Raw genomic sequence first — 25,026 nt, forward strand, 5'->3', positions numbered from 1 at the left:
GTCACAAACTGACATTGTTTTTAGGATGACCCGTACGGGATTCGAACCCGTGTTACCGCCGTGAAAGGGCGGTGTCTTAACCGCTTGACCAACGGGCCATATCTGGCGGAGAAGGAGGGATTTGAACCCTCGCGCCGCGCGAGCGACCTACACCCTTAGCAGGGGCGCCTCTTCAGCCACTTGAGTACTTCCCCAGATATAAAAAACTTATTCTTATTGAAAGAATAACTCCACAGGCAGGACTCGAACCTGCGACCGATCGGTTAACAGCCGATTGCTCTACCAACTGAGCTACTGTGGAATAAAATGGGCCTAAATGGACTCGAACCATCGACCTCACGCTTATCAGGCGTGCGCTCTAACCAGCTGAGCTATAGGCCCCAGTAAAACTATATTCATGGTAAAAAGCGGGTGATGGGAATCGAACCCACGACAACAGCTTGGAAGGCTGTAGTTTTACCACTAAACTACACCCGCATAATATAATTTTTAAAAACAAAGGGCGGATAATGGGAATCGAACCCACGAATGCCTGAACCACAATCAGGTGCGTTAACCACTTCGCCATATCCGCCATAAGGCAAAAATGTTTAAAAAAAGAATGGCTTGGGACAGAATCGAACTGCCGACACCTTGAGCTTCAATCAAGTGCTCTACCAACTGAGCTACCAAGCCATAATGGCGGTCCCGACGGGATTTGAACCCGCGATCTCCTGCGTGACAGGCAGGCATGTTAACCCCTACACCACGGAACCACTATTGCGGGGGCAGGATTTGAACCTACGACCTTCGGGTTATGAGCCCGACGAGCTACCAGACTGCTCCACCCCGCGACAATAATATTAAATTTTAGTCCACATATCACAAGTGAAAAACGGAGGAAGAGGGATTCGAACCCCCGCGCGGTATTACCCGCCTGTCGGTTTTCAAGACCGATCCCTTCAGCCAGACTTGGGTATTCCTCCATGATAATAATAAAGTGACAAGTGGACCTTGCAGGACTCGAACCTGCGACCGGACGGTTATGAGCCGTCTGCTCTAACCAACTGAGCTAAAGGTCCAAGATTGAAAATAGCGGCGGAGGGAGTCGAACCCACGACCTTTCGGGTATGAACCGAATGCTCTAGCCAGCTGAGCTACACCGCCATAATAATAAGGCAACTATTTTCTACTTAAATGTGAAGCAAGTGGAGCCTAGCGGGATCGAACCGCTGACCTCCTGCGTGCAAAGCAGGCGCTCTCCCAGCTGAGCTAAGGCCCCATAATAATAAGGGATTAAACTATCGGGAAGACAGGATTCGAACCTGCGACCCCTTGGTCCCAAACCAAGTGCTCTACCAAGCTGAGCTACTTCCCGTTTAATAAAGTGCGCCCAAGAGGAGTCGAACCTCTAACCGCTTGATTCGTAGTCAAGTACTCTATCCAGTTGAGCTATGGGCGCAAATAAAAGTGCCGAGGACCGGAATCGAACCGGTACGGATATCACTATCCGCAGGATTTTAAGTCCTGTGCGTCTGCCAGTTCCGCCACCCCGGCGTTGCTATAAAATATGGAGCGGAAGACGGGGTTCGAACCCGCGACCCCCACCTTGGCAAGGTGATGTTCTACCACTGAACTACTTCCGCATATTCCATAATAAGTGCGGGTGAAGGGACTTGAACCCCCACGCCTCGCGGCGCCAGATCCTAAATCTGGTGCGTCTGCCAATTCCGCCACACCCGCAAAAGTGAGCCGTGCTGGGTTCGAACCAGCGACCCTCTGATTAAAAGTCAGATGCTCTACCAACTGAGCTAACGGCTCTCTACAATAAAAATATGTATTATCATAAAGTTAATATTAATGGTGCCGGCTGCAAGAGTCGAACTCGCGACCTACTGATTACAAATCAGTTGCTCTACCAACTGAGCTAAGCCGGCATAAAAAATGGAGGTTAACGGGATCGAACCGCTGACCCTCTGCTTGTAAGGCAGATGCTCTCCCAGCTGAGCTAAACCTCCAGAAATACTGCCCGGCAGCGACCTACTCTCGCAGGGGGAAGCCCCCAACTACCATTGGCGCAGAGAAGCTTAACTACCGTGTTCGGGATGGGAACGGGTGTGACCTTCTCGCCATAACTACCAGACAATATAAAGTTGTTGAAAGATTGCTCTCTCAAAACTAGAGAAGAAAGGGTTCAGTTAGGTAACTTCGTTTCATTTTTTGGTTAAGTCCTCGATCGATTAGTATTTGTCCGCTCCATGTATCGCTACACTTCCACTCCAAACCTATCTACCTGATCATCTTTCAGGGATCTTACTTTCCGAAGAAATGGGAAATCTCATCTTGAGGGGGGCTTCACGCTTAGATGCTTTCAGCGTTTATCCCTGCCACACATAGCTACCCAGCGATGCTCCTGGCGGAACAACTGGTACACCAGCGGTGTGTCCATCCCGGTCCTCTCGTACTAAGGACAGCTCCTCTCAAATTTCCTGCGCCCGCGACGGATAGGGACCGAACTGTCTCACGACGTTCTGAACCCAGCTCGCGTGCCGCTTTAATGGGCGAACAGCCCAACCCTTGGGACCGACTACAGCCCCAGGATGCGACGAGCCGACATCGAGGTGCCAAACCTCCCCGTCGATGTGGACTCTTGGGGGAGATAAGCCTGTTATCCCCGGGGTAGCTTTTATCCGTTGAGCGATGGCCCTTCCATGCGGAACCACCGGATCACTAAGCCCGACTTTCGTCCCTGCTCGACTTGTCAGTCTCGCAGTCAAGCTCCCTTGTGCCTTTACACTCTGCGAATGATTTCCATCCATTCTGAGGGAACCTTTGGGCGCCTCCGTTACTCTTTAGGAGGCGACCGCCCCAGTCAAACTGCCCACCTGACACTGTCTCCCCACGCGCTAAGCGTGGCGGGTTAGAATGGTCATACAGCCAGGGTAGTATCCCACCATTGCCTCCTCGTATGCTAGCGCACACGTCTCTTCGGCTCCTACCTATCCTGTACAAGCGGTACAAACATTCCATATCAGGTTGCAGTAAAGCTCCACGGGGTCTTTCCGTCCTGTCGCGGGTAACCTGCATCTTCACAGGTACTATAATTTCACCGAGTCTCTCGTTGAGACAGTGCCCAGATCGTTGCGCCTTTCGTGCGGGTCGGAACTTACCCGACAAGGAATTTCGCTACCTTAGGACCGTTATAGTTACGGCCGCCGTTTACTGGGGCTTCAATTCGTACCTTCGCCGAAGCTAAGCACTCCTCTTAACCTTCCAGCACCGGGCAGGCGTCAGCCCCTATACGTCACCTTACGGTTTTGCAGAGACCTGTGTTTTTGCTAAACAGTCGCCTGGGCCTATTCACTGCGGCTCTCTCGGGCTTGCACCCTAATAGAGCACCCCTTCTCCCGAAGTTACGGGGTCATTTTGCCGAGTTCCTTAACGAGAGTTCTCTCGCTCACCTTAGGATTCTCTCCTCATCTACCTGTGTCGGTTTGCGGTACGGGCAGTACTACTCTTCCTAGAGGCTTTTCTTGACAGCGTGAAATCAGGAACTTCCGTACTTAATTTCCTTCCCCATCACAGCTCATGCTTCGCGAGAAGCGGATTTGCCTACTTCTCACACTCACTGCTTGGACGCACATTTCCATTCGTGCGATTCCCTATCCTTCTGTGTCACCCCATCGGTTAAACAATTAGCACTGGTACAGGAATCTCTACCTGTTGTCCATCGCCTACGCCTATCGGCCTCGGCTTAGGTCCCGACTAACCCTGAGCGGACGAGCCTTCCTCAGGAAACCTTAGATATTCGGTGGAAGGGATTCTCACCCTTCTTTCGCTACTCATACCGGCATTCTCACTTCTAAGCGCTCCACCAGTCCTTCCGGTCTGACTTCACCGCCCTTAGAACGCTCTCCTACCACGAACCTCTAAAGAGGTTCATCCACAGTTTCGGTAATATGTTTAGCCCCGGTACATTTTCGGCGCGGGGTCACTCGACCAGTGAGCTATTACGCACTCTTTCAATGGTGGCTGCTTCTAAGCCAACATCCTGGTTGTCTAAGCAACCCCACATCCTTTTCCACTTAACATATATTTGGGGACCTTAACTGGTGGTCTGGGCTGTTTCCCTTTCGACTACGGATCTTATCACTCGCAGTCTGACTCCCGAGTATAAGTACATGGCATTCGGAGTTTATCTGAATTCGGTAACCCGAGAAGGGCCCCTAGTCCAAACAGTGCTCTACCTCCATGACTCTTTACCTCGAGGCTAGCCCTAAAGCTATTTCGGAGAGAACCAGCTATCTCCAAGTTCGATTGGAATTTCTCCGCTACCCACACCTCATCCCCGCACTTTTCAACGTGCGTGGGTTCGGACCTCCAGTAAGTATTACCTTACCTTCATCCTGGACATGGGTAGATCACCTGGTTTCGGGTCTACGACCTGTTACTTATGCGCCCTATTCAGACTCGCTTTCGCTACGGCTCCGCTTTTTCCGCTTAACCTTGCAACAAATCGTAACTCGCCGGTTCATTCTACAAAAGGCACGCTATCACCCATTAACGGGCTCTAACTACTTGTAGGCACACGGTTTCAGGAACTGTTTCACTCCCCTTCCGGGGTGCTTTTCACCTTTCCCTCACGGTACTGGTTCACTATCGGTCACTAGGGAGTATTTAGCCTTGGGAGATGGTCCTCCCGGATTCCGACGGAATTTCACGTGTTCCGCCGTACTCAGGATCCACTCTGGAGGGAAAGCCATTTCAACTACCGGGCTGTTACCGTCTTTGGCGGGCCTTTCCAGACCGCTTCATTTATAACTTTCTTTTGTAACTCCGTATAGAGTGTCCTACAACCCCAAGAAGCAAGCTTCTTGGTTTGGGCTCTTTCCGTTTCGCTCGCCGCTACTCAGGAAATCGATTTTTCTTTCTCTTCCTCCAGGTACTTAGATGTTTCAGTTCCCTGGGTCTGCCTTCCTCACGCTATGTATTCACGTAAGGATACTATCCGACTAAAGATAGTGGGTTCCCCCATTCGGAAATCTCTGGATCAACGCTTACGTACAGCTCCCCAAAGCATATCGGTGTTAGTCCCGTCCTTCTTCGGCTCCTAGTGCCAAGGCATCCACCGTGCGCCCTTTCTAACTTAACCAATTTACTTCTACGAAGTAAAGGTTGTTTTTCTGATTTTCCGTATCAGCGATGATACTTCCAATCAGATGAAAGATTCACTTTCAGATGATTCTCGGTTACTTGTGTCATAAATAATAAATTATCTATGCTAACTTTACTAACTTTCTTATCTAGTTTTCAAAGAACAAACATACTGAGAAGTACTAACCTCTCAAAACTGAACAAATAGAGAAGAACGAAAACTCACAGGTTTCCTTTTCCTTAGAAAGGAGGTGATCCAGCCGCACCTTCCGATACGGCTACCTTGTTACGACTTCACCCCAATTATCTGTCCCACCTTCGGCGGCTGGCTCCATAAAGGTTACCCTACCGACTTCGGGTGTTACAAACTCTCGTGGTGTGACGGGCGGTGTGTACAAGGCCCGGGAACGTATTCACCGTGGCATGCTGATCCACGATTACTAGCGATTCCGGCTTCATGTAGGCGAGTTGCAGCCTACAATCCGAACTGAGAATAGTTTTATGGGATTAGCTCCACCTCGCGGCTTCGCGACCCTTTGTACTATCCATTGTAGCACGTGTGTAGCCCAGGTCATAAGGGGCATGATGATTTGACGTCATCCCCACCTTCCTCCGGCTTGCACCGGCAGTCACTTTAGAGTGCCCAACTAAATGCTGGCAACTAAAATCAAGGGTTGCGCTCGTTGCGGGACTTAACCCAACATCTCACGACACGAGCTGACGACAACCATGCACCACCTGTCACTTTGTCCCCGAAGGGAAAGCTCTGTCTCCAGAGTGGTCAAAGGATGTCAAGACCTGGTAAGGTTCTTCGCGTTGCTTCGAATTAAACCACATGCTCCACCGCTTGTGCGGGCCCCCGTCAATTCCTTTGAGTTTCAACCTTGCGGTCGTACTCCCCAGGCGGAGTGCTTAATGCGTTAGCTGCAGCACTAAGGGGCGGAAACCCCCTAACACTTAGCACTCATCGTTTACGGCGTGGACTACCAGGGTATCTAATCCTGTTTGCTCCCCACGCTTTCGCGCCTCAGCGTCAGTTACAGACCAGAGAGTCGCCTTCGCCACTGGTGTTCCTCCACATATCTACGCATTTCACCGCTACACGTGGAATTCCACTCTCCTCTTCTGCACTCCAGTCTTCCAGTTTCCAATGACCCTCCCCGGTTAAGCCGGGGGCTTTCACATCAGACTTAAAAGACCGCCTGCGCGCGCTTTACGCCCAATAAATCCGGACAACGCTTGCCACCTACGTATTACCGCGGCTGCTGGCACGTAGTTAGCCGTGGCTTTCTGGTTAGATACCGTCAAGGGACAAGCAGTTACTCTTATCCTTGTTCTTCTCTAACAACAGTACTTTACGATCCGAAAACCTTCTTCATACACGCGGCGTTGCTCCGTCAGACTTTCGTCCATTGCGGAAGATTCCCTACTGCTGCCTCCCGTAGGAGTCTGGGCCGTGTCTCAGTCCCAGTGTGGCCGATCACCCTCTCAGGTCGGCTATGCATCGTTGCCTTGGTAGGCCATTACCCTACCAACTAGCTAATGCACCGCGGGCCCATCTGTAAGCGATAGCCGAAACCATCTTTCAAAAGCATGGCATGCGCCACACTTTATCATTCGGTATTAGCCCCGGTTTCCCGGAGTTATCCCCAACTTACAGGCAGGTTGCCCACGTGTTACTCACCCGTCCGCCACTAACTTTGGAAGAGCAAGCTCTTCCTCCGTTCGTTCGACTTGCATGTATTAGGCACGCCGCCAGCGTTCGTCCTGAGCCAGGATCAAACTCTCTTTAAAATATAAATTGAATTTGAATACTTATTCAACACCGTGAATAAGATTCCTTGCGTCAAATTGACTTCGCTAGCAATTAAATTACTAGTTTGTTTTGTTGAAAACAGCTTTCTGTTTTCTGCCCTGCGATTACCAGTGAGACTTTACGTCTCATTGCTTTTCGTCTTCTTCTTTGTTCAGTTTTCAAAGGTCAGTTAGTCGCTTTCATGCTTGTTATGCGAATGTTTTCGTTTGTTTTTTGCGACTTTTAAATCATATCATTTCAGCAACTATCTGTCAACAACTTTTTGAATTTATTTTATGAATAAAATTCATTTAAATCGCTGCTATCGTAGCGCCGAAAACTAATATATCAAGTTTTGAGATATATGTCAACCGAATTATGCATAAAATTAAATAAAAATGAAAAAAATTGCAAAAAACACAAAAAAACACCTAGCTAGGCTAAGTGTTTTGATTAATTATTTGATTGTTTTTCTTTACAGGCTGGACATATACCATATACTTCCAGTCTGTGATTATCTATTTCATATCCGGTCATATGTGCTGCGAAATGTTCTACTTCATCTAAACCTGGATATTGAAAATCAACTATTTTTCCACACACATTACAAATTGCGTGGTAATGATTAGATGTAGAAAAATCAAATCGACTAGATGCATCGCCATAGGATAATTCTTTAATTAGACCAGCATCCCGGAAAACGCGTAAATTATTATATACAGTTGCTACGCTCATGTTAGGGAAGTTTCCTTCTAAAGCCCGATAAATATCATCCGCGGTTGGGTGTGTATGTGAGTTAATTAAGAATTCAAGTATAGCATGACGCTGAGGAGTGATTCTTACTCCTGTTTTCTTTAAGACATCTACTGCCTCTTTTAGAGTTGCATTAGACACCGCCATGCACTCCCTTCCAAAAATAATTATTATCTTTATAATACCGGAAATAACGCTTAACTGTCAATAGAATGGCAGAATTTATAGCTTAATAACCTTTATTCAAATCAATTTCATTCCGTAATTTGGTATTTTCTTTTAGATGTTTGATATTTTCAAACCAAATCTTAAAGCTACGTTCTAAATATTTATCCGAATGTCCAGATACATGAGGTGTGATAGTAACGTTACTTGCTTCCCATAAATAATTGTCTTCGGAAAGTGGCTCTTCAGGTACAACATCTAAATAAAAATGGTTTATTAATTGCTCTTTTGATGCTTGTTCTAAAACCTTTAATTCAACTGCGCTACCTCTTCCTATATTGATAAAAACTGCATTATCTTTCATTTTCCGGAAAAATGATAAGGAATAAATAGCTGTTGTTTTGTCTGTATGAGGTAAAACACTAACAAAAAAATCTGCTAATGGAGCCACTTTTTCGATATCGGACATGGCATATGTTTTACTAAAGGGCTTCACAGGATGTCCAGTTGTATTAACACCTATAATTTCCATATCAAATGCTTGAGCGAACTCGGCCACTTTTGCTCCAATGGCTCCAGTTCCAGCTACTACCAAAGTTTTTCCAGCTAATTCTGTAATTGGTTCTTCGCTTGCCCAATTTCTTTCTTTTTGCATTCGATAGAAGAAAGTGGCTTTTTTTACGTGTGATAACATGAAAGATAGCGCGTATTCCCCCATTGGCACAGCGTGGATTCCACGTACATTAGCAACTTTAATTTTTCTTTCTTGAATTATTTCCCTCGGCAAACTATCTACTCCCGCAGAAAAAACCATGATAAATTTTAAATTGCTTGCTTGTTTAATTTTGGCTTCAGTAATGTTAGATCCGTATGTGACGATGATATCTATCTCCGCTAAATTGGCAAAATGATCATTGCTCTCATAATAAAAAGTATCCTCTGGAAATTTCTCTGCTTGCAAAGTCTGTAAATGTTCTGGGACATCTAATGTAAATAAAATGTTCATTTTGCGCCACACTTCCTCTCTTTAGCTATATACTAATTTTATGCTTTTTTTCATTTAACGGCAATTAAATTGTTTTTTGGATTGCGGCATCTTATTTTTTCGCATAGAATATAAGAGGTATTAAAATTTTGAGGAGATGACGAAATGGATCATTCTATGTCAAAAAAATTGCATGATGAAGCACTTTTACATATAGTTGGCGGGGTTAATAGCCCATCTAGGTCAAATAAAGGGGTTGGCGGCGGAATTCCTGTAACAATGGAACGGGCTAGCGGCGCTTATTTTTATGATGTGGATGGGAATAAGTATATTGACTACTTAGCTGCGTTTGGACCAATCATTACTGGACATGCACATCCTCATATTACAGAAGCAATTACAAAAGCTGCGCAAAATGGTGTTTTGTACGGAACACCTACTAAACACGAAATCACTTTTGCGAAAATGTTAAAAGAGGCCATTCCTTCACTTGAGAAGGTCCGTTTTACAAATTCCGGGACGGAAGCTGTTATGACAACGATTCGTGTCGCTCGCGCTTATACAGGCAGAGATAAAATCATTAAATTCGCTGGGTGTTACCACGGCCACTTTGATTTAGTACTCGTGGAAGCTGGTTCTGGACCTTCTACGCTTGGCATTCCAGACTCCGCTGGGGTAACGAAATCAACCGCAGAAGAAGTTATTACTGTCCCATTTAATGATTTTGCATCTTTTAAAGAAGCATTAGCTGTTTGGGGTGATCAAGTTGCTGCTGTTTTAGTAGAACCTATTGTTGGGAATTTTGGAATGGTTGCGCCAGAAGATGGTTTTTTAGAAGCTGTTAATGAACTCGCACATGCCAATGGTTCTTTAGTAATTTATGATGAAGTTATTACGGCTTTCCGTTTTATGTACGGCGGCGCGCAGAACTATTTAGGTGTTATTCCAGATTTGACTGCTATGGGTAAAATTATTGGTGGCGGGCTTCCGATTGGTGCTTACGGTGGTCGGATTGATATCATGGAAAAAGTAGCACCACTCGGACCGGCTTATCAGGCTGGGACGCATGCGGGGAATCCGGCATCTATTCTTTCAGGAATTGCTTGTCTCGAAGTTTTACAAGAAGAAGGACTGTATGAGCGCTTTGAAAAATATGGCTCGATGCTGAAAGATGGCATTGAAAAAGCCGCGCTAAAACACGGCATTGCTGTTACGGTTAACCAAATTGTCGGTGCTCTAACTGTTTACTTTACGGAAGATCCTGTGACTAATTATGCTGAGGCTGGCGCTACAAATGGCGAGTTATTCGGTCGTTTCTTTAAAGGAATGCTAGAGGAAGGCATTAATTTGGCGCCTTCTAAATATGAAGCATGGTTCATCACTTCCGCACACTCGGAAGCTGATATTTTAGAAACAATCCAAGCAGTTGATACTGTTTTTGGAAAAATGGTTCAAGATAACTAGGTAATATTACTTTATAAACTGGTGAGAAACGTTATAATAGAAGAAGAATGAGCGGGAAAACTTAAAAATCCCGCTCAAATAGTCTATAGAAAGGAATAACCTTCCATGAAATTCGGAGCTAGAATTTTGAAAACTGGTATTGCAATCACATTGGCGCTTTTTATCGCTCAACTTTGCAATTCACCTTCTCCATCTCTGGCAGGCATTTCCGCCGTTTTTGCTATCCAACCTTCTATTTATAGGTCCTATCGAACTATTTTAGAACGGGCGCAAGGGAACGTAATTGGAGCCATCATTGCAATTATTTTTGGACTTTATATTGGTAATGATTTTATTTTAATTGGTGTCGCTTCGATTATCTGTGTTGCTTTATTAATGCAATTCCGCTTGGAGAATACGATTGGCCTTGCAGTCGTGACACTCATTATTGTAATGGATTCTCCTGGTAATGACTTTTTAGAAATCGCACTTATTCGTTTTGGGACAATTATGTTAGGTTTACTTGCGGCATTTATTGTCAATCTATTCTTTTTACCACCGAAATATGAAGTTTCATTGTTTCAGTTAATTTATAATACGAATAGTGAAATCGTTCGTTGGATTAAATTAAACTTGCGTCATGCTGCGGACTTCCCTCTTCTAAAAAAAGATATGGAGTGGATGCAAAAACAGTTAAATCAAACGCGTAACTTATATGGTTTATACAGAGAAGAGCGTACTTTTTTAAAGAAAAATGCCATTTCAAAAGGGCGGAAAATTGCTGTATATAGGCAAATGTTGCTTTGTTCTCAAAAAGGTTTTGAGCTTTTAAAAATCCAACATCGCTATGAAAATGATTATTTGCAACTGCCTCCAGATAAGCAAGAGTTAATCAGACAACATATCGATTACTTAACGGATAAACATGAACAACTTTTACTGACATACATCGATAAAGTTTCGATTGATCTTGAATATGTAGAGTCGCATTTAGCACAGGATCCCCAAGATTTGATGCAGCTTTTCTTGCGTGAGATGAGAGAAACAGAAAAAGATGAGTATGAGGATATGATGGATAAATACCATTTAATGCGTATTATTGCCTCTGTTTTTGCTTACCAAGAGACAATCGACTATTTAGAAAAATTAATTCATAGTTTTAAACTCAGACACACGAAAGAAAACCAAATTGATATTAATGTCAATGAAGAATAAACAAAAAACGAGCTTGGAGATAGACTCCAAAGCTCGTTTTTTTAACGGTATTCTTTGTACTTTTCATACCAAATGTCAATGTAGTCAGGGGAAAACGGACCTTTTTTGTCCAAAATCCAGTGGCTTAACACATCCACATTATGTCGAAGTATCCGGTCAATTGAGTCTGGGTACTTCATTTGGCGACGGTGTTGTTCGTATTCGCCCTCATCAAGCAAATGAAACCTTCCATCTGGGAAAACCTTAATATCGAGGTCATAGTCAATGTACTTAAGCGCTTGTTCATCTACTGCAAATGGTGTCCCTAGATTGCAGTAATGATAAATGCCGTCTTCTCTAATCATGGAAATTACATTAAACCAGTAATCACTATGAAAATAGCAGATAGATGGTTCGCGCGTTACCCATTTACGTCCGTCTGCTTCCACAACTAATGTGTGGTCGTTTCCGCCGATAATAATATTCTCCGTAGATTTAAGCACCACTGTCTTTTTCCAAGTACGATGAAGTTTTCCGTTATGTTTGTAGCTCTTGATTTGTATTATTTCTTTCTCTTTGGGTAAGTACATCCTTTATCCTACTTTCCTCATGTACTATCAAAATCATTATTATTATAACATAAGGCAAGACTGCAAAAAAACAATATCGTGCTGAAACGGAATATTTTCCTCAAAAAAGAACTTTTTTTACATAAAATAGCTAATTTTTACCTATTTTGTTTTACTATACTAAAAGCGTTCTGCCGCCATCTACTAAAATAGTTTGCCCGCGAATCATATCTGCTTTTTCGCTCGCAAGGAATAATACGGCATTTACTAAGTCATTGGGCTCAATCATTCGACCCGCTGGTGTTTTACTTATAGCATCTTTTAACAATTCTTCACGATTGGGAAAGTGATTTAGTGCGTCTGTTTCAATTAAGCCGCCAGAAACAGCATTAACTGCAATGCCAAAAGGTGCAAGTTCAACTGCTAAATACCGAGTAAGTGATTCTACCGCCGCTTTTGAAACACCAACTGTTGTGTAATTTTCTAAATAACGAATCGAGCCAATCGAGCTTAAGCTGATGATTTTCCCGCTTTGATGGCGTTGCATTAATTTAGCTGCTTCTTGACCTGCAAACAACAGCGCTTTTGCGTTAATATTCATTGTCCAATCCCAATGTGATTCCTCTAACTCCATCAATGGTCGAAGGACACCACTTGCTGCATTGTTAATAAAAATATCTAATCGGCCGAATTCCTCATCTACAGCTTTAAATAAGTCTCTAATTTTTTCCACGTCACCAACATTTGCTTTAAAAATAACGCATTTTCTTCCTAATTGTTCAATTTCTTGTTGTACTTCTTCTGCTTTTTTGCGATTTCTGGAAAAATTAACAGCGATATCATAGCCTTCTTTTGCAAGTGCGATGGCTATTTCTCTTCCAAGTCCTCTACTACTTCCTGTTACTAATGCCACTCTGTTCATTTGTTATTCCCCCTTAAAATCTTTCCACGCTTGCCACATTTTTTGATATGGTACTGGAAAAGCAAGTCGCTTCATTTCTTCTTCTGTTGCAAAATACCAATTTTCATTTGGAATTGCTGACTGAAGTTTTGCCACACGAATGTCCATTTTCCATACTAAATGAGAAAAAACGTGTTTGATATGCGCAATTGGTTCGTCTTCTAGTAAAACGTCTAAGCCATAATTATGTAAAAATTGTAGTTTAGCTACTTCCTCATTTTCTTTTTTCGAAATTTCAATAGTAGGAAATTGCCACATATTTGCAAGCAAACCATTTTCTGGTCGTTTCTCTATGGCAATTTTTCCGTCCTCTGAAATAACAATGATGCTTAATAGTTCTTTGGTTTTCGTTTTCACTTTTTTTATTTTTACTGGATAATTCGTTTCAACGCCATTTTTATGCGCTTCGCAAAACGGTTGGAGCGGACAAAGCATACACATTGGTTTTGTTGGTGTACAAACAAGCGCACCAATTTCCATTAAACCTTGGTTGAAAGCGGCTGGATTTTCTTTGTCAATTAGTTGATATAACACTTCTTCAAAAATTTTCCGGGTGGACGCTTTCATGATGTCTTCACTAATTTCTAAAACGCGCGCGATGACACGCATAACATTGCCATCCACTGCTGGTTCAGCTTGGTTGTAGGCAATACTCAAGATAGCTCCCGCTGTATATGGACCTACACCTTTAAGCGATAAAATAGTGGTTAAGTCGGTAGGAACTTCTCCAGAAAAATCGGCCATCACTTGCTTCATGGCTGTTTGGAGGTTTCTGACACGAGAATAATAGCCTAAGCCTTCCCACGCTTTTAAAATATCGGCTTCATCCGCTTGGACAAAATCTTCCATCGTCGGAAATTGAGTCATAAAGCGATTAAAATAAGGAATTACTGTGTCGACTTTTGTTTGTTGAAGCATGATTTCTGAGACCCAAATTCTGTAAGGATCGGTATTTTCGCGCCACGGTAAGACGCGCTTATTCGCTTCATACCAGGAAACGAGTGCTTCTTGAAAAGCAGTTATCTTTGTTTCATCCCAAGTTAGTCTCTTCATTTTTCTCATTTTCCCCTCGTAATTCTAATAGATTTCTAATGTGTGTTGCTCCGGATGTGTAGTATAATGTAGACAGGGAATAAAATAGTATACCCATTCTTAAGCCGATTTCTATTATACCGAATGCTGGCTTGATTGAATAGTGTTGTGCTCTTACAGGCAGCACCACTTGTATTTTTTAAGACCGATTTTAGAGGAGGCAAAGTCATTGGATACTGGCACACATGTAGTAATGGGAATTGCACTCGGAGCGTTAGCAACCGTAGACCCGGTAGTTGCCGGAAGTTCTCAAGCTGCCATTGGTATTATGACAGCAACAATTATTGGTTCACAAATTCCAGATATTGACACTGTACTAAAATTAAAAAACAACGCTGATTATATTAGAAATCACCGAGGAATAACACATTCCTTGCCGATGCTTGCAATTTGGCCATTACTTATTTCATCTGTTTTGTATTTACTTTTCCCAGCAGCAACATTTATTCATTTACTGTTATGGACGTTTATCGCGGTGGGATTACACATTTTTGTAGATATTTTTAATGCTTACGGGACACAAGCAGTCAGACCGTTTAAAGAAACATGGGTCGCATTTGGATTTATCAATACCTTTGATTGGTTCATTTTCGGTTCTCATGTTGTGGCTATTGCGGCTTGGTTGTTAGGTTCTCCTGTATTAGCTACATTTGTAACACTCTACGTCATTTTGGCACTTTATTATGTGGCGAGATTTGTTACACAACGAATGATTAAACATGCGGTTCAAAACTTAATTCCAGATTCAGAAGAAATCATTATTGCTTCCACCATCCACTTCTTCCAGTGGCGTGTGGCGGTAACAACCAAAGATCATTACTATGTAGGTCGAGCTTTCAAACGCAACATCTCTATCTACGAAAAATTTGACCGATTACCTGTTCCTGATAATGAAATCATCCGTTCTGCGAAAAAAGATAAAAATCTAGCTGCTTTTATCTCATTCTCCAAAGTTTACAACTGGCGCATTGAGGAAAAGCTAGATGGGACTTATGTAACATTTACCGATTTACGTTATCGTAGCAATGGACATTATCCATTTGTAGCAGTGGTGAAATTAGATGATGATTTAAAAATTGTTTCATCTTACACTGGTTGGATTTTCTCCACAGAAAAATTATACAAAAAACTAGCACCTGTTAGTATTTAAAAAAAGACCCGGAATCCCGGGTCTTTTTTTATCTGCCTGTACTTCCTACCCCACCAACACGGGATTCGTTTGCGATAATATCTGTATCTGCAACTAAGTATTTTTGAAATACGCCTTGAGCAACACGTTCCCCCGCTTCAATAGCTACTGCTTCATTGGAGAAGTTTTTAATGGCAATCCCAATATTGCCATCATTACCTGGATTACTATAATAAGAAGAATCAATAATTCCTGTACCGTTACACAGAAGTAAACCTTTCTTTATACCAATGGAAGAACGGACATAGATATTCAAAACCTCCTCTTCCTGCATATAACTTTTAATATCTGTCCAAAAAATGTGTTTTTCTCCTGGTAAGATGGTTACTGTTTCATTAGAGAAGAAATCATAGCCGGCCGAACCTTTGTCCCCGCGTATTGGTAAAGATATTGTTTGTTCCGGAAATTTTCTGCTTGCTTCATTTACTACTTCAAATCCTCTTACTTTCAATTCGTTCACTCCTATTTGTTTGGGTCTTTTCGTTCTACTTGGTGTAAAAAACTGCCGTGGCGCTCGATTTGCTGACGGACATAATCTGCCGCGTACTCTGGACCACGATACGGGTAACCTGCTTTAGCATATGAACTTTCAAAATCTGACCAAAGCATTTCAATCCACCACAAGGCTTGCTCTTTATCTAAATGCGGATTTTTAGTCATTAATTCCGCTGTTAGTTCATCTAAATACGTATACAATTCACTCTTCCTCCTCGAAACTGATTTCATTTTCAGTTAGGTATGATTGAATTGTATCATAAGAAAAACCTTTCTGCATTAGCGATGTGATTGTTTTTTGTTTGGCAATGCTTGGTTTGTAGCGTTTATTTTTACGCATTGTTTTTTCGATTTGCTTTTGTAAAATTTCTGCTTCGTCCGCCACATCCAATTCGCTCGTTGCTTCAGTAGCGGCTACTTTGGCTAGTTCGCTCGTATAGCCTTTTTGGATTAAATCCGTGATAATTTTTTGTTGAAGCATTTTTTTGGCGCTTTTGTTATTTCGCTTCATAATTTTTATTGCTTGTTTGGTGGCATTTTCTAGCTGAGCTTCATCCGAATATTCTTCGATAACTTGAGTAATTATTTCTCTAGTTAGTCCTTTTTCGACTAGTTCGCGTTCAATGGTCCGCGGACCTTTTAGGGTTGTTTTGATTTGCGTTTTCGTATACAGTTCCGCAAATTCGAGATCATTAATATAATCCATGTCGGCTAATTTTTTTAAAATCTCGTCAATTGCAAAAGCTTCCATTTCTTGCTTTCTTAAATAATCGCGAATTTCTTTTTCCGAGCGAACACGGTGGGATAAGAAGTTGATGGCTTTATTTAGCCCTTTTCGAACCATATCAGCTTGCTTAATTTCTTCTATTTCGGCCTCGGTTAGAACTTTACCTTTCATCAGCTGGTAGCGGGCTAAAACCTCTTCGTCTACGCTAAAGTTGTATTTTTCATCAATAAAAATGTTGTAGCGTTCTTTGTTTTTCTGCTGGACACTTATGGACGTGATTTTCATAATCCGCCTCCTTCTCCTATCTATCATACCGCAAAAATTGGTTTTAATACTACTAAAAAGGGAATAAACTAGTTAGGACAATGAAGAGGTGATAAAATTGCATATCTTACTTACAGGCGCAACAGGTTTTATTGGTGATCATTTAGTGCATGAATTAGAAAAATCTGATCACGAGCTTTATATTTTAACAAGACAAAAGCTAAAAAACCGCGCAAATGTACACTATATTGAATGGTTAAATGAAGATAAATTGCCGAATTTAGAAGATTTACCAGTGGATGTTTGTATTAATTTTGCTGGTGCTGGTTTGATGGATGAAAAATGGACTTACGATAGAAAGAAAGTGATTGTAAATAGCCGCATCGAAGCTACTTCAGCACTCTTATCGATTGTGAAAAAAATGAAATCAAAACCAAAATTGTGGATTAATGCAAGTGCAATTGGAGCCTACACTTCCTCCAAGTCAACGATTTATCTCGATACAGAAGAAAATAATTACGCAGATAACTTCTTAGGAAAAACAGTCTATGAATGGGAAAAAACAGCGAGTGCGGCAAGTGATTTGGGTATTCGTGTTGTTTATGCTCGCTTTGGTCTTGTACTTGGGACTGATGGTGGCTCGTTCCCTGTTTTCGAAAAATTATTCCAAACTTATACAGGGGGACGCTTTGGTAACGGCAGACAATGGTATTCTTGGATCCATGTGGATGATGTTGTGGCGGCAATCTTATTTATTTTTGACCACGAACAAATAAACGGTGTTGTTAATTTTACAGCCCCTCATCCTGTTCAAGAAAAGAAATTTGCTGAACGCCTTGGAAAAAAATGCATAAACCGTATAAAACTCCTGTGCCTAAAAAAATTATTAAATTCATTCTAGGTGAACGTGCCATGACTATTTTGGACAGTCAACGTGCTTATCCGGAAAAACTGATGAGTAACCATTTTGAATTTCGCTTTGAAACGTTACAAGAAGCTTTAGATGACTTGTTAGATTGATAAAAAACCAGATTCTGATTTTACTCAGAATCTGGTTTTTTTGTTTCTTCTTCAAGCGGGAAATCAAGGACTACTTGACTATTTGCAAGTGGTCTTTTTTTACCAACAAGAATCATTAATTGTAACATGGTGAAAGCAATAGAACTTCTTTTTCTAAAGGCAACAAATTTTTGTTCCCATTCTGTAACATATTTGGATTTAAAATTACGTAATCCTTTGAAGCCGTAAAAACCTTGACTATAGCGGTATACCAGTCCGGCTAATCGTTCACCTAGGAAAGCATATTTACTTTCTCCAACATTGGCAAGCGGCGCCATACCGGCATTAAATGTTTGGAAGCCGTCTTCTTTAGCTTTTTCGAATAGATTAATGAAAAGGAAATCCATAATACCTGATGGTGCTTCTTTAGAGTAACGCATTAGGTCAATCGAAGTCATCTCTTCTGTATATGACGGCATCATCGAAGCAAATCCAACGACAGTACCTTCTCCGTTTTTAGCGATAGCAATCGGAGCTTGTTCGAGATAATACGTATCGAAGAATCCTAATGAGAAACCTTTTTCTTCTCTTCCATCTAGCCACTCATCAGAAACTGCTCGTAAAGTTGTCCAAGTCTCGTGATTGAATGGTGGTTCTATTATTTCAAAAGTATAACCTTCTCGTTCTAATTTATTCATGAGAGCACGCTCACCTTTTTTCTTTTTACCACTCATTGTAAAGTTTTGAACGTCGACAAAACCTTCCTCTCCAAGCTTGATAAAGTCAAATCCGTGATCATGTAAATATGGAATCATCGTGCCTCGAACTTCATAGAAAACAGGTCGATAGCCAAATCTGTCAGCGTTCATCATAACCTCTTCAATCGCTGCTTCCATTTTGTCCATATTCCCAGTTGGTTCGCCCATGATGACCATTTTGTCCGCAATGATTCGGTAAGAGAAAAGTACTTCTCCATTAGCCGCCCAAAAAAGTAGTTTATCTCGTAAGAACATCGTATGACTGACTTCATTTCCGCCCCATTTCGCTAAATGTTCACGTACTTTGACAGCTTCAAATGGAGAACCTAATTTTTCTTTTGTTGTGGATAAATAAATATAAATAATGACTAAACTAACAACAGCAATAAATACGCCAACAAAACCAACTAACCATAAATGTTCTGAGGCAATGCGTAAATAGTCAGGAATTTCTTTGGAATGTTTGATATTTGGTGAGTTGTAAATACCAATAACAATGTAACCTGCTAGACATACGATGAAAATAATGCTATCAATAATTACTTTACTCCATGTATAAACTAGTTTTTCTCGGTAAAATTCGTTTCGAGCTAAGAATAAACATAATAGCACAATTCCTAAAAAGATCGCCTGCTTCATCGAAAATACGCGAGCAAGTGTGTTGAAAATCGCGCAACCTAGAACAATTACTGTAATAATATACGCTTTCTTTGTTTTACATTCAATTCCTCTCGCAAGTCCCAGTAGTAAAAAGCCAAATGCAACGATGGTAATTTGGGAAGTGAATAAGAAATTAAACGGCATAATTTTGTATAAGAAAGGCACATGGTAAATGGCGTTTGGAACGGCGGAAGATAAAATCAACAATAATCCGGAACCGTAAACAAAAATAACTAAGAAGCGATGAGCCACTTTTTGTAAAAATAATAGCGGTAACCCTTCAAGAAAGTCATTTACTTTTTTACCAGCTTTTTGGACGAAGAAAAGTAATCCCACTACAAAGGGAATAATATAGTAGAAAATTCGGTAAAATAGCATCCAAGCGAGCGCTAATTCTTGAGAAACGCCTAATTGGCTAAGTCCCAGAATCATCACGACGTCAAATGTCCCTACTCCACCAGGTACCATCGAAGCAATCCCAATTACCGAAGCGATAACAAATAATGGGAACACTTTGAAGATATCGACTGGTTCTCCCATCAATGTACCAATAATCGCGAAACATCCAAAAGCGAAGCCCCACTCCAAAAGAGAGGCGATAATTAACGTTAATTCTCTTTTGATAGGTAAATCAACAAAAAGTGACTTACTTTTCCATTTCGTTATTGTAAATAAGATTGGGAAGTAAAGACCACCCGCAAGAAGCCATGGCCAGTAATTAACAAAATGATTTGCAAATCCTGGAATGAGTAAAGTGGCTAATGATACTAAACAGTAAATCGATAAACCAGATACTAAAAATAAAGCAATCTTAGAAATAGCGAGTAATATTTCTTTATGAGATGCATTTTTTCCGTAAAAACTTGCTCTTAAACTGGCACCTAATACGCCACCAAAACCACCAATATTAGTAAATGTATTCGTAATCCAACCAGAGGCAATCACATGACTTGGGGAAAACTTTCCAGGCAACAACTTAACGATGACATAATCATACAATAGCATTGGAGTGACAGCAATTAAGCCAACAATAAACATAATAAATATTTGTTCTGGACTTTGAGAAGTTAAATTTTCTTTTAGCGATGGATAGTCAATTCCCGTCGCAATATTAATAATTTCAAAAATAACAAAAGCCATCACAAAAGTAATAAAAACGATTTTTACGACGGTACTATTTTTTTGAAACCAGGCATAGGCTTGCATTAATTTTTCTTTCATAACAGAGTCTCCTTAACGATTTCCATTCATCTTCTTTTATTGATTCGTTTTCTAACAGATGGTACAGCATAAGCTAGTAGAATGCCTATTAATCCACTTAACGTATTTAAAATGATATCATCTATATCTGTAGAACGCTTTGGTGGTAGCGATATACTTTCAAATCCTGTAATCATCGTTGTTTGCGCAAATTGAAGTAGTTCGATGCCGCAAGATGTTAAGAATATGACTAATAATGTTTTTCCCGCAGTGCTTGTTATTTTAAAGTAAAGCATGAAGAAAGACAGTGGACATAACAATAAAACATTCCCTAAAATTTGAATAATAGTAGGCATCGTTGGTAATGTTTGCTGAAATGTATTTTCTATGGTGGTAAAAGGTATTAAGTTAATCATTTCTTTTTGAATATGGAAATTCCCAGTATAAGTACTGTTTACGAAATCCCCAACAGCTATGTAAGCCACAAGGTGTAATAAGATAATTATATATAGAATAAAAACGCAAAACCATATAAAGTCTATCCAATTCTTTAGTCTCGCCATGTTGGTTAGTATGATGGTTGCTAAAAAAAGTAAGCAACTATTTGCAATGGTATTGATTAAATCTGCGTTATTCCCAAATTGTAATGCAAGCGAAATCCCGTACAAGAGATATAACGCTGGCAATAACAACACAAAAAAACGGCATTTTTGGACCTGCATTCTCGTATTCCAACGCCTTCCGTTTCAAAATCAGCTCTCAGACTCTCTGAATAAGCTCCTAGTATCAGTTTAGCAGATATAAAAATGAAAAGAAAGCTTGTTTGTGCTTACATTTTTGCAAGCTTCTGTAAGGCTTTCGGGTTCTTATTTTCTTTTTGGTAAAAAAAGTGCTACAATTTCTTAATGATATTTGTGGAGGAGACTAGGATGAAAGAATTATTAGGGTTATTAAAAGAAGGTAACAAATCCGCCTTAACAGCGGCTCTTGTTAACACCGTTGTTTCTATTATTAAAGGTATTACTTATTTTTTTACAGGAAATATCGCCATGTTCGCGGAAACGTTACATAGTCTTGGAGATGCAGCAAATCAATTTTTTGTTTTCATCGGCTCTGCTTTAAGTAAAAAACGGCCAACAAAACGCTTTCCACATGGTTTCGGGCGAATGGTTAACTTAGTGCTACTTGGTGCTGTCATTGTTGTTGGGATAATGGCTTTTGAGACGATTCGTGAAGGTTTTGCGCATATTATCCATCCAACAAGTTCCACTGGTTTCCTTATAAACCTTACTGTGCTCCTACTTTGTACCGTGCTAGAATTTTCTGTTTTAGTAAAAGCAATGCATGAGATTGCGCACGATGTTGGCTTAGAATCAAAAGGACTTCGCTTATTTAAAGACAGTATCCTAAATCTAGGTAAAGCAAAAGCTGCAACCAAACTCGTATTCTTGGAAGATTCCGTTGCAACTGGTGGTGGACTTCTTGCGATGATTGCGGTTATTATTTCTCACTTTACCCCTTTCCATCAAGCAGAAGGTATTGCATCCATGTTAATTGGTGCAATGATGTTTATCGTCGTTGGTAAAGTCTTTTTGGACAATGCGGCTGGAGTTATTGGCGAATCAGATCAAAGTATGCATTTAACTGTCGGTCAGCTCGTAATGAGTGATCCTGATGTGCGCGATATTCAAGTTCTAACCGTTCTTAAAGAAGGCGATGTTTTCCATGTCGATGTGGAAGTGGAATTAGATCCCATGCTCACCCTCGCTGAAGTGGATGATATTAAAGACCGTTTGGAAGAAAGTATCGGAAAATTACGCGGTGTTGCTGATGTACTTATTTCATTTGATGAAGATGATGCCATCCGTAACTGGGAATATGGGGACGGACGTTAAAAATAGAAAAAGCCAAGTGCGCGGACTGCGACACTTGGCTTTTTTTAGTCTCCAGGATTAATAATTGCTAGGACTTGATGATCTTCCCAATTTCCATTTATGCGGACATTTTGTACTGCGAGCCCTTCTAAATGGAAGCCAGCTTTTAAAAGGACTTGTTTGGAACGTTCATTTTTCGGCATTACTCCTGCCTCAATTCGGTGCAGGCCAAGAATGTCAAAACCAAAATCTACTATCAACTCCACTGCCTCGGTTGCATAACCATTTCCATTATGCTCTTTATCCAGAAAATAACCAATAAACGCAGATTGTAAAGATTCCCGCAAAATACTAAATAAATTAATCGTACCAATAAGTTCATCCGTATCATGGAGGAAAATCCCATAATAGTACTCCACATCACTCGCAGCGAAATCTTCTAATCGTGAAATAAGCGATTGCTGTTCTTTTATCGTATAAAAACGATCATCCCGCTCCATAGAATAACCTTCAAAAAAAGCTTTATTCGCTAAATGAAAAGCTAGTTTTTGATTGGCATCTGTTATTTGAAAAGGTCTTAAGTAAATCCGTTCCCCCGTAATCCGCATCCTTATCCCTCCCGCATTTTTCTAAATTATAAGATTGTTCTGATGTGATTGCAAGTATCACTGCTAAGCTTAATTTTTCTATATACCCATTTTATTAAAAAATAAACTTCCCATTACGAATACATGTGTGTTATTATGTTGATGTTGGTTGTTTTTATATTATTTTTCTAAAAAATGGAGGTTTTTTTAATGAATGTTAATGCGGAAACAGAAGACGCAACTCTCCTTCTCGATGGTTTACTTCAAAACGTGGCAATAATTCGTTTTGATACTAATAAAAAAGTAACTTATGCTAATGCCCTTTTCGCGGAGGCAATGGGATACTCAGAAGAAGAAATGTTGACTTTATCCCACCCGGACTTATGCTTTCCTGATTTTGTCCAAAGTGCAAGCTATAAAGCAATGTGGACAAATTTGCTTGCTGGGCAAAAATTTCAAAATAAAATTGAACGAAAAAATGCACGCGGTGAACGTGTTTGGTTTGAAGCGACTTATATCCCGATTATACGTGAAGATACGGTCGTTGGAGTAGCCAAAATCGCTACAGATATTACGAGAAGAGAAGAAACGGTTCATGACTTTGCATCTGGTTTAAAAAGCATGGCTACAAATTTAAAAGAACATTCCAGTGTTGGAAAAACGCGCAGTGAAGCTCTCCTTGAACTCGTGAAATCAATCACGAAAGAATCCAATGAAAATACCGATACACTTCACGATTTGCAAACAGAAGCCCAAAATATTCACGGCATTATTAATACAATTAACGGTATTGCTTCTCAGACTAATTTACTTGCCTTAAATGCAGCGATTGAGGCAGCACGTGCTGGTGACGCCGGACGTGGATTTAGTGTTGTAGCGGAAGAAGTTCGTAAACTTTCGAGTCGTGTAGAAGAAGCAATTAAAGAAGTGGAAAAAAGTGTCAACGGTATCACGCAAGAAATTAATACTATCTCAAGTGGTACGGAACGTGTCGAAGCAAAAGTCGAGGAAAGCCAAGAAGTGCTTATTTTATCTTTAGAAGACTTTAGCCAAATTGAATCTGCCTCTACTGCCTTGGATCAAAATGCCGGTGCTTTCACAAAAATGATTTAACCGACTGAAAAAAGGAGCGAAGAAACCTTGAAACTTATTGGAAAACATCCTTCTGGTCGTGCCATTATTATCCGTTTGAACAACCAAGAATACCATTATGAAACCGCAAATAGTTTTGGAAGTGCGACTTCATTAACACGAGCAAAAACAGAAGCTAGAGCCGATAGTTTTACATCTAGTGAAATGAACCAAGGTTTACATATTGGTAATTGGCACTGGAAAGAACTTGGATGAACGAAAATCCCGTCTATAAAAATAGACGGGATTTTTTATTTACGCATTCAATGCTTGTTCTAATTGGTCTTTAAAGGCGGTTGCCACATCAAATACAGTAACAAATTGGAAATCGCTCACGTTGTAATGGACGACAAACTTATTATCCCGGTGGCGAACCATAATGGAAGAGCGGACTTTATCACCAATTGCGTCCCCTGCTTGGGTTTCGCTATAAAAAACCCAGTGAGTTGCTTCGATTGGATTTGCTGTTTTTTCTGTAAGGTCGCTTTGAATGAGTTGTTTTATTTCATCACTTAATTCTGGCGCGAATTCATTGTCGATGTAGCCGTACCAAATAGTTCGGTAGTACTTTGCTTCAAATTCATTCGTTTCATCAAATAGTTTTTTCATGTTTGTTTCCTCCTATTAGGTGTTATTTCTATTCGTGATACCTTTTTAAGCGTTCTTCTAATGTACCAGCGTGTAATTCAAACAGATGATTATCAAAATCATAAAAATAAATGGAACGTCCTTCACCTTGGACTCTGGGACGTTCTGGTTTCATTTCCACACCGAGAGCTTTAATCCGCTCAGTATATTCATCCACTTCCTCGGATTGAATTTGGAAAGCAATATGATTGTAAGTTCGCTCTTGTAAAGAATCTCCTTCCATAATGCAAATCCACAAACCAGCTATTAGAAAAAATTTTTCTTTGGAAAGCGAAAATGTTTTGTCGCCACTAGAATAGATTTCTTCTGCATTAAAAATATTCTGTAAGAAAGCAGTTGTTTTATTCAAATCTTTCACAATTAAAGTGATATGGCTTAATCCTGAAATCATGTACCACCAGTCC

At 40.9% G+C, this 25,026-nt stretch carries 19 protein-coding genes, 21 tRNA genes, 3 rRNA genes and 1 pseudogene; 7 read left to right on the plus strand and 37 right to left on the minus strand.

The genetic code is table 11. From position 1 onward, the window contains the following. Positions 1-26 precede the first annotated feature (26 nt). The 26 genes from GL301_RS08535 to GL301_RS08660 form a co-directional block, all read right to left on the minus strand. A tRNA-Glu gene (locus GL301_RS08535) sits at positions 27-98 on the minus strand. 5 nt (positions 99-103) lie between these two features. Beyond that, positions 104-194, minus strand: a tRNA-Ser gene (locus GL301_RS08540). A gap of 34 nt (positions 195-228) precedes the next feature. Further along, positions 229-301 (minus strand) — tRNA-Asn (locus GL301_RS08545). A gap of 6 nt (positions 302-307) precedes the next feature. Continuing rightward, positions 308-381 (minus strand) — tRNA-Ile (locus GL301_RS08550). Between the two features lie 25 nt (positions 382-406). Continuing rightward, a tRNA-Gly gene (locus GL301_RS08555) sits at positions 407-477 on the minus strand. 24 nt (positions 478-501) lie between these two features. After that, positions 502-574 (minus strand) — tRNA-His (locus GL301_RS08560). A 28-nt stretch (positions 575-602) separates the two neighbouring features. Beyond that, positions 603-675 (minus strand) — tRNA-Phe (locus tag GL301_RS08565). Positions 676-679: 4 nt separating this feature from the next. Next, positions 680-755, minus strand: a tRNA-Asp gene (locus GL301_RS08570). Between the two features lie 4 nt (positions 756-759). After that, positions 760-833, minus strand: a tRNA-Met gene (locus GL301_RS08575). A gap of 42 nt (positions 834-875) precedes the next feature. Beyond that, positions 876-965: transfer RNA gene (locus GL301_RS08580), tRNA-Ser, on the minus strand. 22 nt (positions 966-987) lie between these two features. Continuing rightward, positions 988-1,061: transfer RNA gene (locus GL301_RS08585), tRNA-Ile, on the minus strand. Between the two features lie 11 nt (positions 1,062-1,072). Continuing rightward, positions 1,073-1,146 (minus strand) — tRNA-Met (locus GL301_RS08590). Between the two features lie 42 nt (positions 1,147-1,188). Continuing rightward, positions 1,189-1,261 (minus strand) — tRNA-Ala (locus GL301_RS08595). 22 nt (positions 1,262-1,283) lie between these two features. Continuing rightward, a tRNA-Pro gene (locus GL301_RS08600) sits at positions 1,284-1,357 on the minus strand. Positions 1,358-1,367: 10 nt separating this feature from the next. Beyond that, a tRNA-Arg gene (locus GL301_RS08605) sits at positions 1,368-1,441 on the minus strand. A 9-nt stretch (positions 1,442-1,450) separates the two neighbouring features. Then, positions 1,451-1,536, minus strand: a tRNA-Leu gene (locus GL301_RS08610). Positions 1,537-1,550: 14 nt separating this feature from the next. After that, positions 1,551-1,625, minus strand: a tRNA-Gly gene (locus GL301_RS08615). 15 nt (positions 1,626-1,640) lie between these two features. Beyond that, positions 1,641-1,722: transfer RNA gene (locus tag GL301_RS08620), tRNA-Leu, on the minus strand. A gap of 5 nt (positions 1,723-1,727) precedes the next feature. Further along, positions 1,728-1,800, minus strand: a tRNA-Lys gene (locus GL301_RS08625). 40 nt (positions 1,801-1,840) lie between these two features. Then, a tRNA-Thr gene (locus tag GL301_RS08630) sits at positions 1,841-1,916 on the minus strand. Between the two features lie 8 nt (positions 1,917-1,924). Next, positions 1,925-1,997 (minus strand) — tRNA-Val (locus GL301_RS08635). A 9-nt stretch (positions 1,998-2,006) separates the two neighbouring features. After that, positions 2,007-2,122, minus strand: a 5S ribosomal RNA gene (rrf, locus tag GL301_RS08640). A gap of 77 nt (positions 2,123-2,199) precedes the next feature. Next, a 23S ribosomal RNA gene (locus GL301_RS08645) occupies positions 2,200-5,131 on the minus strand. A gap of 246 nt (positions 5,132-5,377) precedes the next feature. Beyond that, positions 5,378-6,927, minus strand: a 16S ribosomal RNA gene (locus GL301_RS08650). Together the 16S, 23S and 5S rRNA genes with 21 tRNA genes alongside form the textbook arrangement of a ribosomal RNA operon. 454 nt (positions 6,928-7,381) lie before the next feature. Further along, a complete protein-coding gene (gene perR, locus GL301_RS08655; protein WP_003726274.1) occupies positions 7,382-7,828 on the minus strand; it encodes a peroxide-responsive transcriptional repressor PerR in 447 nt (148 codons plus the stop codon). A gap of 82 nt (positions 7,829-7,910) precedes the next feature. After that, on the minus strand, positions 7,911-8,852 hold the full coding sequence (locus GL301_RS08660; RefSeq protein ID WP_003731154.1) for an NAD(P)-dependent oxidoreductase: 942 nt from the start codon (positions 8,850-8,852) through the stop codon (positions 7,911-7,913). Positions 8,853-8,996: 144 nt separating this feature from the next. On the opposite strand from GL301_RS08660, the gene GL301_RS08665 reads away from it, so the two are divergent. Beyond that, the gene (locus GL301_RS08665; RefSeq protein WP_003728266.1) at positions 8,997-10,295 is read left to right on the plus strand and encodes a glutamate-1-semialdehyde 2,1-aminomutase; all 1,299 of its coding nucleotides are present in this window, start codon (positions 8,997-8,999) and stop codon (positions 10,293-10,295) included. A 105-nt stretch (positions 10,296-10,400) separates the two neighbouring features. Continuing rightward, the gene (locus GL301_RS08670; protein WP_003723874.1) at positions 10,401-11,489 is read left to right on the plus strand and encodes an aromatic acid exporter family protein; all 1,089 of its coding nucleotides are present in this window, start codon (positions 10,401-10,403) and stop codon (positions 11,487-11,489) included. Positions 11,490-11,530: 41 nt separating this feature from the next. Here GL301_RS08670 and ntdP read toward each other — a convergent pair whose 3' ends face one another. The 3 genes from ntdP to mutY all read right to left on the minus strand — a co-directional run bounded on the left by ntdP (position 11,531) and on the right by mutY (position 14,060). Further along, positions 11,531-12,058: a nucleoside tri-diphosphate phosphatase gene (gene ntdP / locus GL301_RS08675; RefSeq protein ID WP_003723875.1), complete on the minus strand. Its 528-nt coding sequence runs from the start codon at positions 12,056-12,058 to the stop codon at positions 11,531-11,533. Between the two features lie 154 nt (positions 12,059-12,212). Then, positions 12,213-12,959 carry an enoyl-[acyl-carrier-protein] reductase FabL gene (fabL, locus tag GL301_RS08680; protein WP_003728265.1) on the minus strand — a complete coding sequence of 249 codons (747 nt, stop codon included), beginning with the start codon at positions 12,957-12,959 and terminating at the stop codon, positions 12,213-12,215. A gap of 3 nt (positions 12,960-12,962) precedes the next feature. Then, positions 12,963-14,060, minus strand: coding sequence for an A/G-specific adenine glycosylase (gene mutY / locus GL301_RS08685; protein ID WP_074384940.1), 1,098 nt, complete (start codon positions 14,058-14,060; stop codon positions 12,963-12,965). Between the two features lie 199 nt (positions 14,061-14,259). On the opposite strand from mutY, the gene GL301_RS08690 reads away from it, so the two are divergent. After that, a complete protein-coding gene (locus GL301_RS08690) occupies positions 14,260-15,240 on the plus strand; it encodes a metal-dependent hydrolase (RefSeq protein ID WP_003728262.1) in 981 nt (326 codons plus the stop codon). A 28-nt stretch (positions 15,241-15,268) separates the two neighbouring features. Here the strand turns inward: GL301_RS08690 and GL301_RS08695 are convergent, their stop codons facing one another. Genes GL301_RS08695 through recX form a run of 3 tightly spaced genes read right to left on the minus strand, consistent with a single transcriptional unit; the run spans position 15,269 to position 16,786 of the window. Continuing rightward, positions 15,269-15,730 (minus strand): dCTP deaminase/dUTPase family protein, encoded by a 462-nt coding sequence (locus GL301_RS08695; protein WP_003742351.1) that lies wholly within the window; start codon positions 15,728-15,730, stop codon positions 15,269-15,271. Between the two features lie 11 nt (positions 15,731-15,741). Continuing rightward, positions 15,742-15,975 carry a YfhJ family protein gene (locus GL301_RS08700; RefSeq protein WP_003726281.1) on the minus strand — a complete coding sequence of 78 codons (234 nt, stop codon included), beginning with the start codon at positions 15,973-15,975 and terminating at the stop codon, positions 15,742-15,744. Between the two features lies 1 nt (position 15,976). After that, positions 15,977-16,786, minus strand: coding sequence for a recombination regulator RecX (recX, locus tag GL301_RS08705; protein ID WP_003726282.1), 810 nt, complete (start codon positions 16,784-16,786; stop codon positions 15,977-15,979). Positions 16,787-16,883: 97 nt separating this feature from the next. Here recX and GL301_RS08710 point away from each other — a divergent pair. After that, positions 16,884-17,785, plus strand: a pseudogene (locus tag GL301_RS08710) (TIGR01777 family oxidoreductase). 20 nt (positions 17,786-17,805) lie between these two features. On the opposite strand, the gene mprF reads toward GL301_RS08710, so the two are convergent. Continuing rightward, on the minus strand, positions 17,806-20,403 hold the full coding sequence (gene mprF, locus GL301_RS08715; RefSeq protein WP_003728260.1) for a bifunctional lysylphosphatidylglycerol flippase/synthetase MprF: 2,598 nt from the start codon (positions 20,401-20,403) through the stop codon (positions 17,806-17,808). Between the two features lie 26 nt (positions 20,404-20,429). After that, entirely contained in the window at positions 20,430-21,104 is a 675-nt protein-coding gene (locus GL301_RS08720; RefSeq protein ID WP_003728259.1) for a VanZ family protein, read from the minus strand. 207 nt (positions 21,105-21,311) lie between these two features. Between GL301_RS08720 and GL301_RS08725 the strand changes: the two genes are divergently transcribed. Beyond that, positions 21,312-22,277: a cation diffusion facilitator family transporter gene (locus GL301_RS08725; protein WP_003728258.1), complete on the plus strand. Its 966-nt coding sequence runs from the start codon at positions 21,312-21,314 to the stop codon at positions 22,275-22,277. 44 nt (positions 22,278-22,321) lie between these two features. On the opposite strand, the gene GL301_RS08730 is transcribed toward GL301_RS08725, so the two are convergent. Next, positions 22,322-22,864 carry a GNAT family N-acetyltransferase gene (locus GL301_RS08730; protein WP_003740583.1) on the minus strand — a complete coding sequence of 181 codons (543 nt, stop codon included), beginning with the start codon at positions 22,862-22,864 and terminating at the stop codon, positions 22,322-22,324. A gap of 189 nt (positions 22,865-23,053) precedes the next feature. On the opposite strand from GL301_RS08730, the gene GL301_RS08735 reads away from it, so the two are divergent. Then, a complete protein-coding gene (locus GL301_RS08735; protein WP_003726633.1) occupies positions 23,054-23,956 on the plus strand; it encodes a methyl-accepting chemotaxis protein in 903 nt (300 codons plus the stop codon). A gap of 27 nt (positions 23,957-23,983) precedes the next feature. Further along, the gene (locus GL301_RS08740; RefSeq protein WP_003724102.1) at positions 23,984-24,190 is read left to right on the plus strand and encodes a hypothetical protein; all 207 of its coding nucleotides are present in this window, start codon (positions 23,984-23,986) and stop codon (positions 24,188-24,190) included. 39 nt (positions 24,191-24,229) lie between these two features. Here the strand turns inward: GL301_RS08740 and GL301_RS08745 are convergent, their stop codons facing one another. Together GL301_RS08745 and fosX are read right to left on the minus strand one after the other, a co-directional pair. Continuing rightward, positions 24,230-24,583 carry a hypothetical protein gene (locus GL301_RS08745; RefSeq protein ID WP_003726634.1) on the minus strand — a complete coding sequence of 118 codons (354 nt, stop codon included), beginning with the start codon at positions 24,581-24,583 and terminating at the stop codon, positions 24,230-24,232. Between the two features lie 28 nt (positions 24,584-24,611). Continuing rightward, complete coding sequence (fosX, locus tag GL301_RS08750) at positions 24,612-25,013, minus strand: fosfomycin resistance hydrolase FosX (protein WP_003726635.1); 402 nt, start codon at positions 25,011-25,013, stop codon at positions 24,612-24,614. Between the last annotated feature and the right edge of the window lie 13 nt (positions 25,014-25,026).

Origin of the sequence: Listeria sp. LM90SB2, from assembly GCF_028867355.1 — a bacterium.
GTDB lineage: Bacteria > Bacillota > Bacilli > Lactobacillales > Listeriaceae > Listeria > Listeria monocytogenes_B.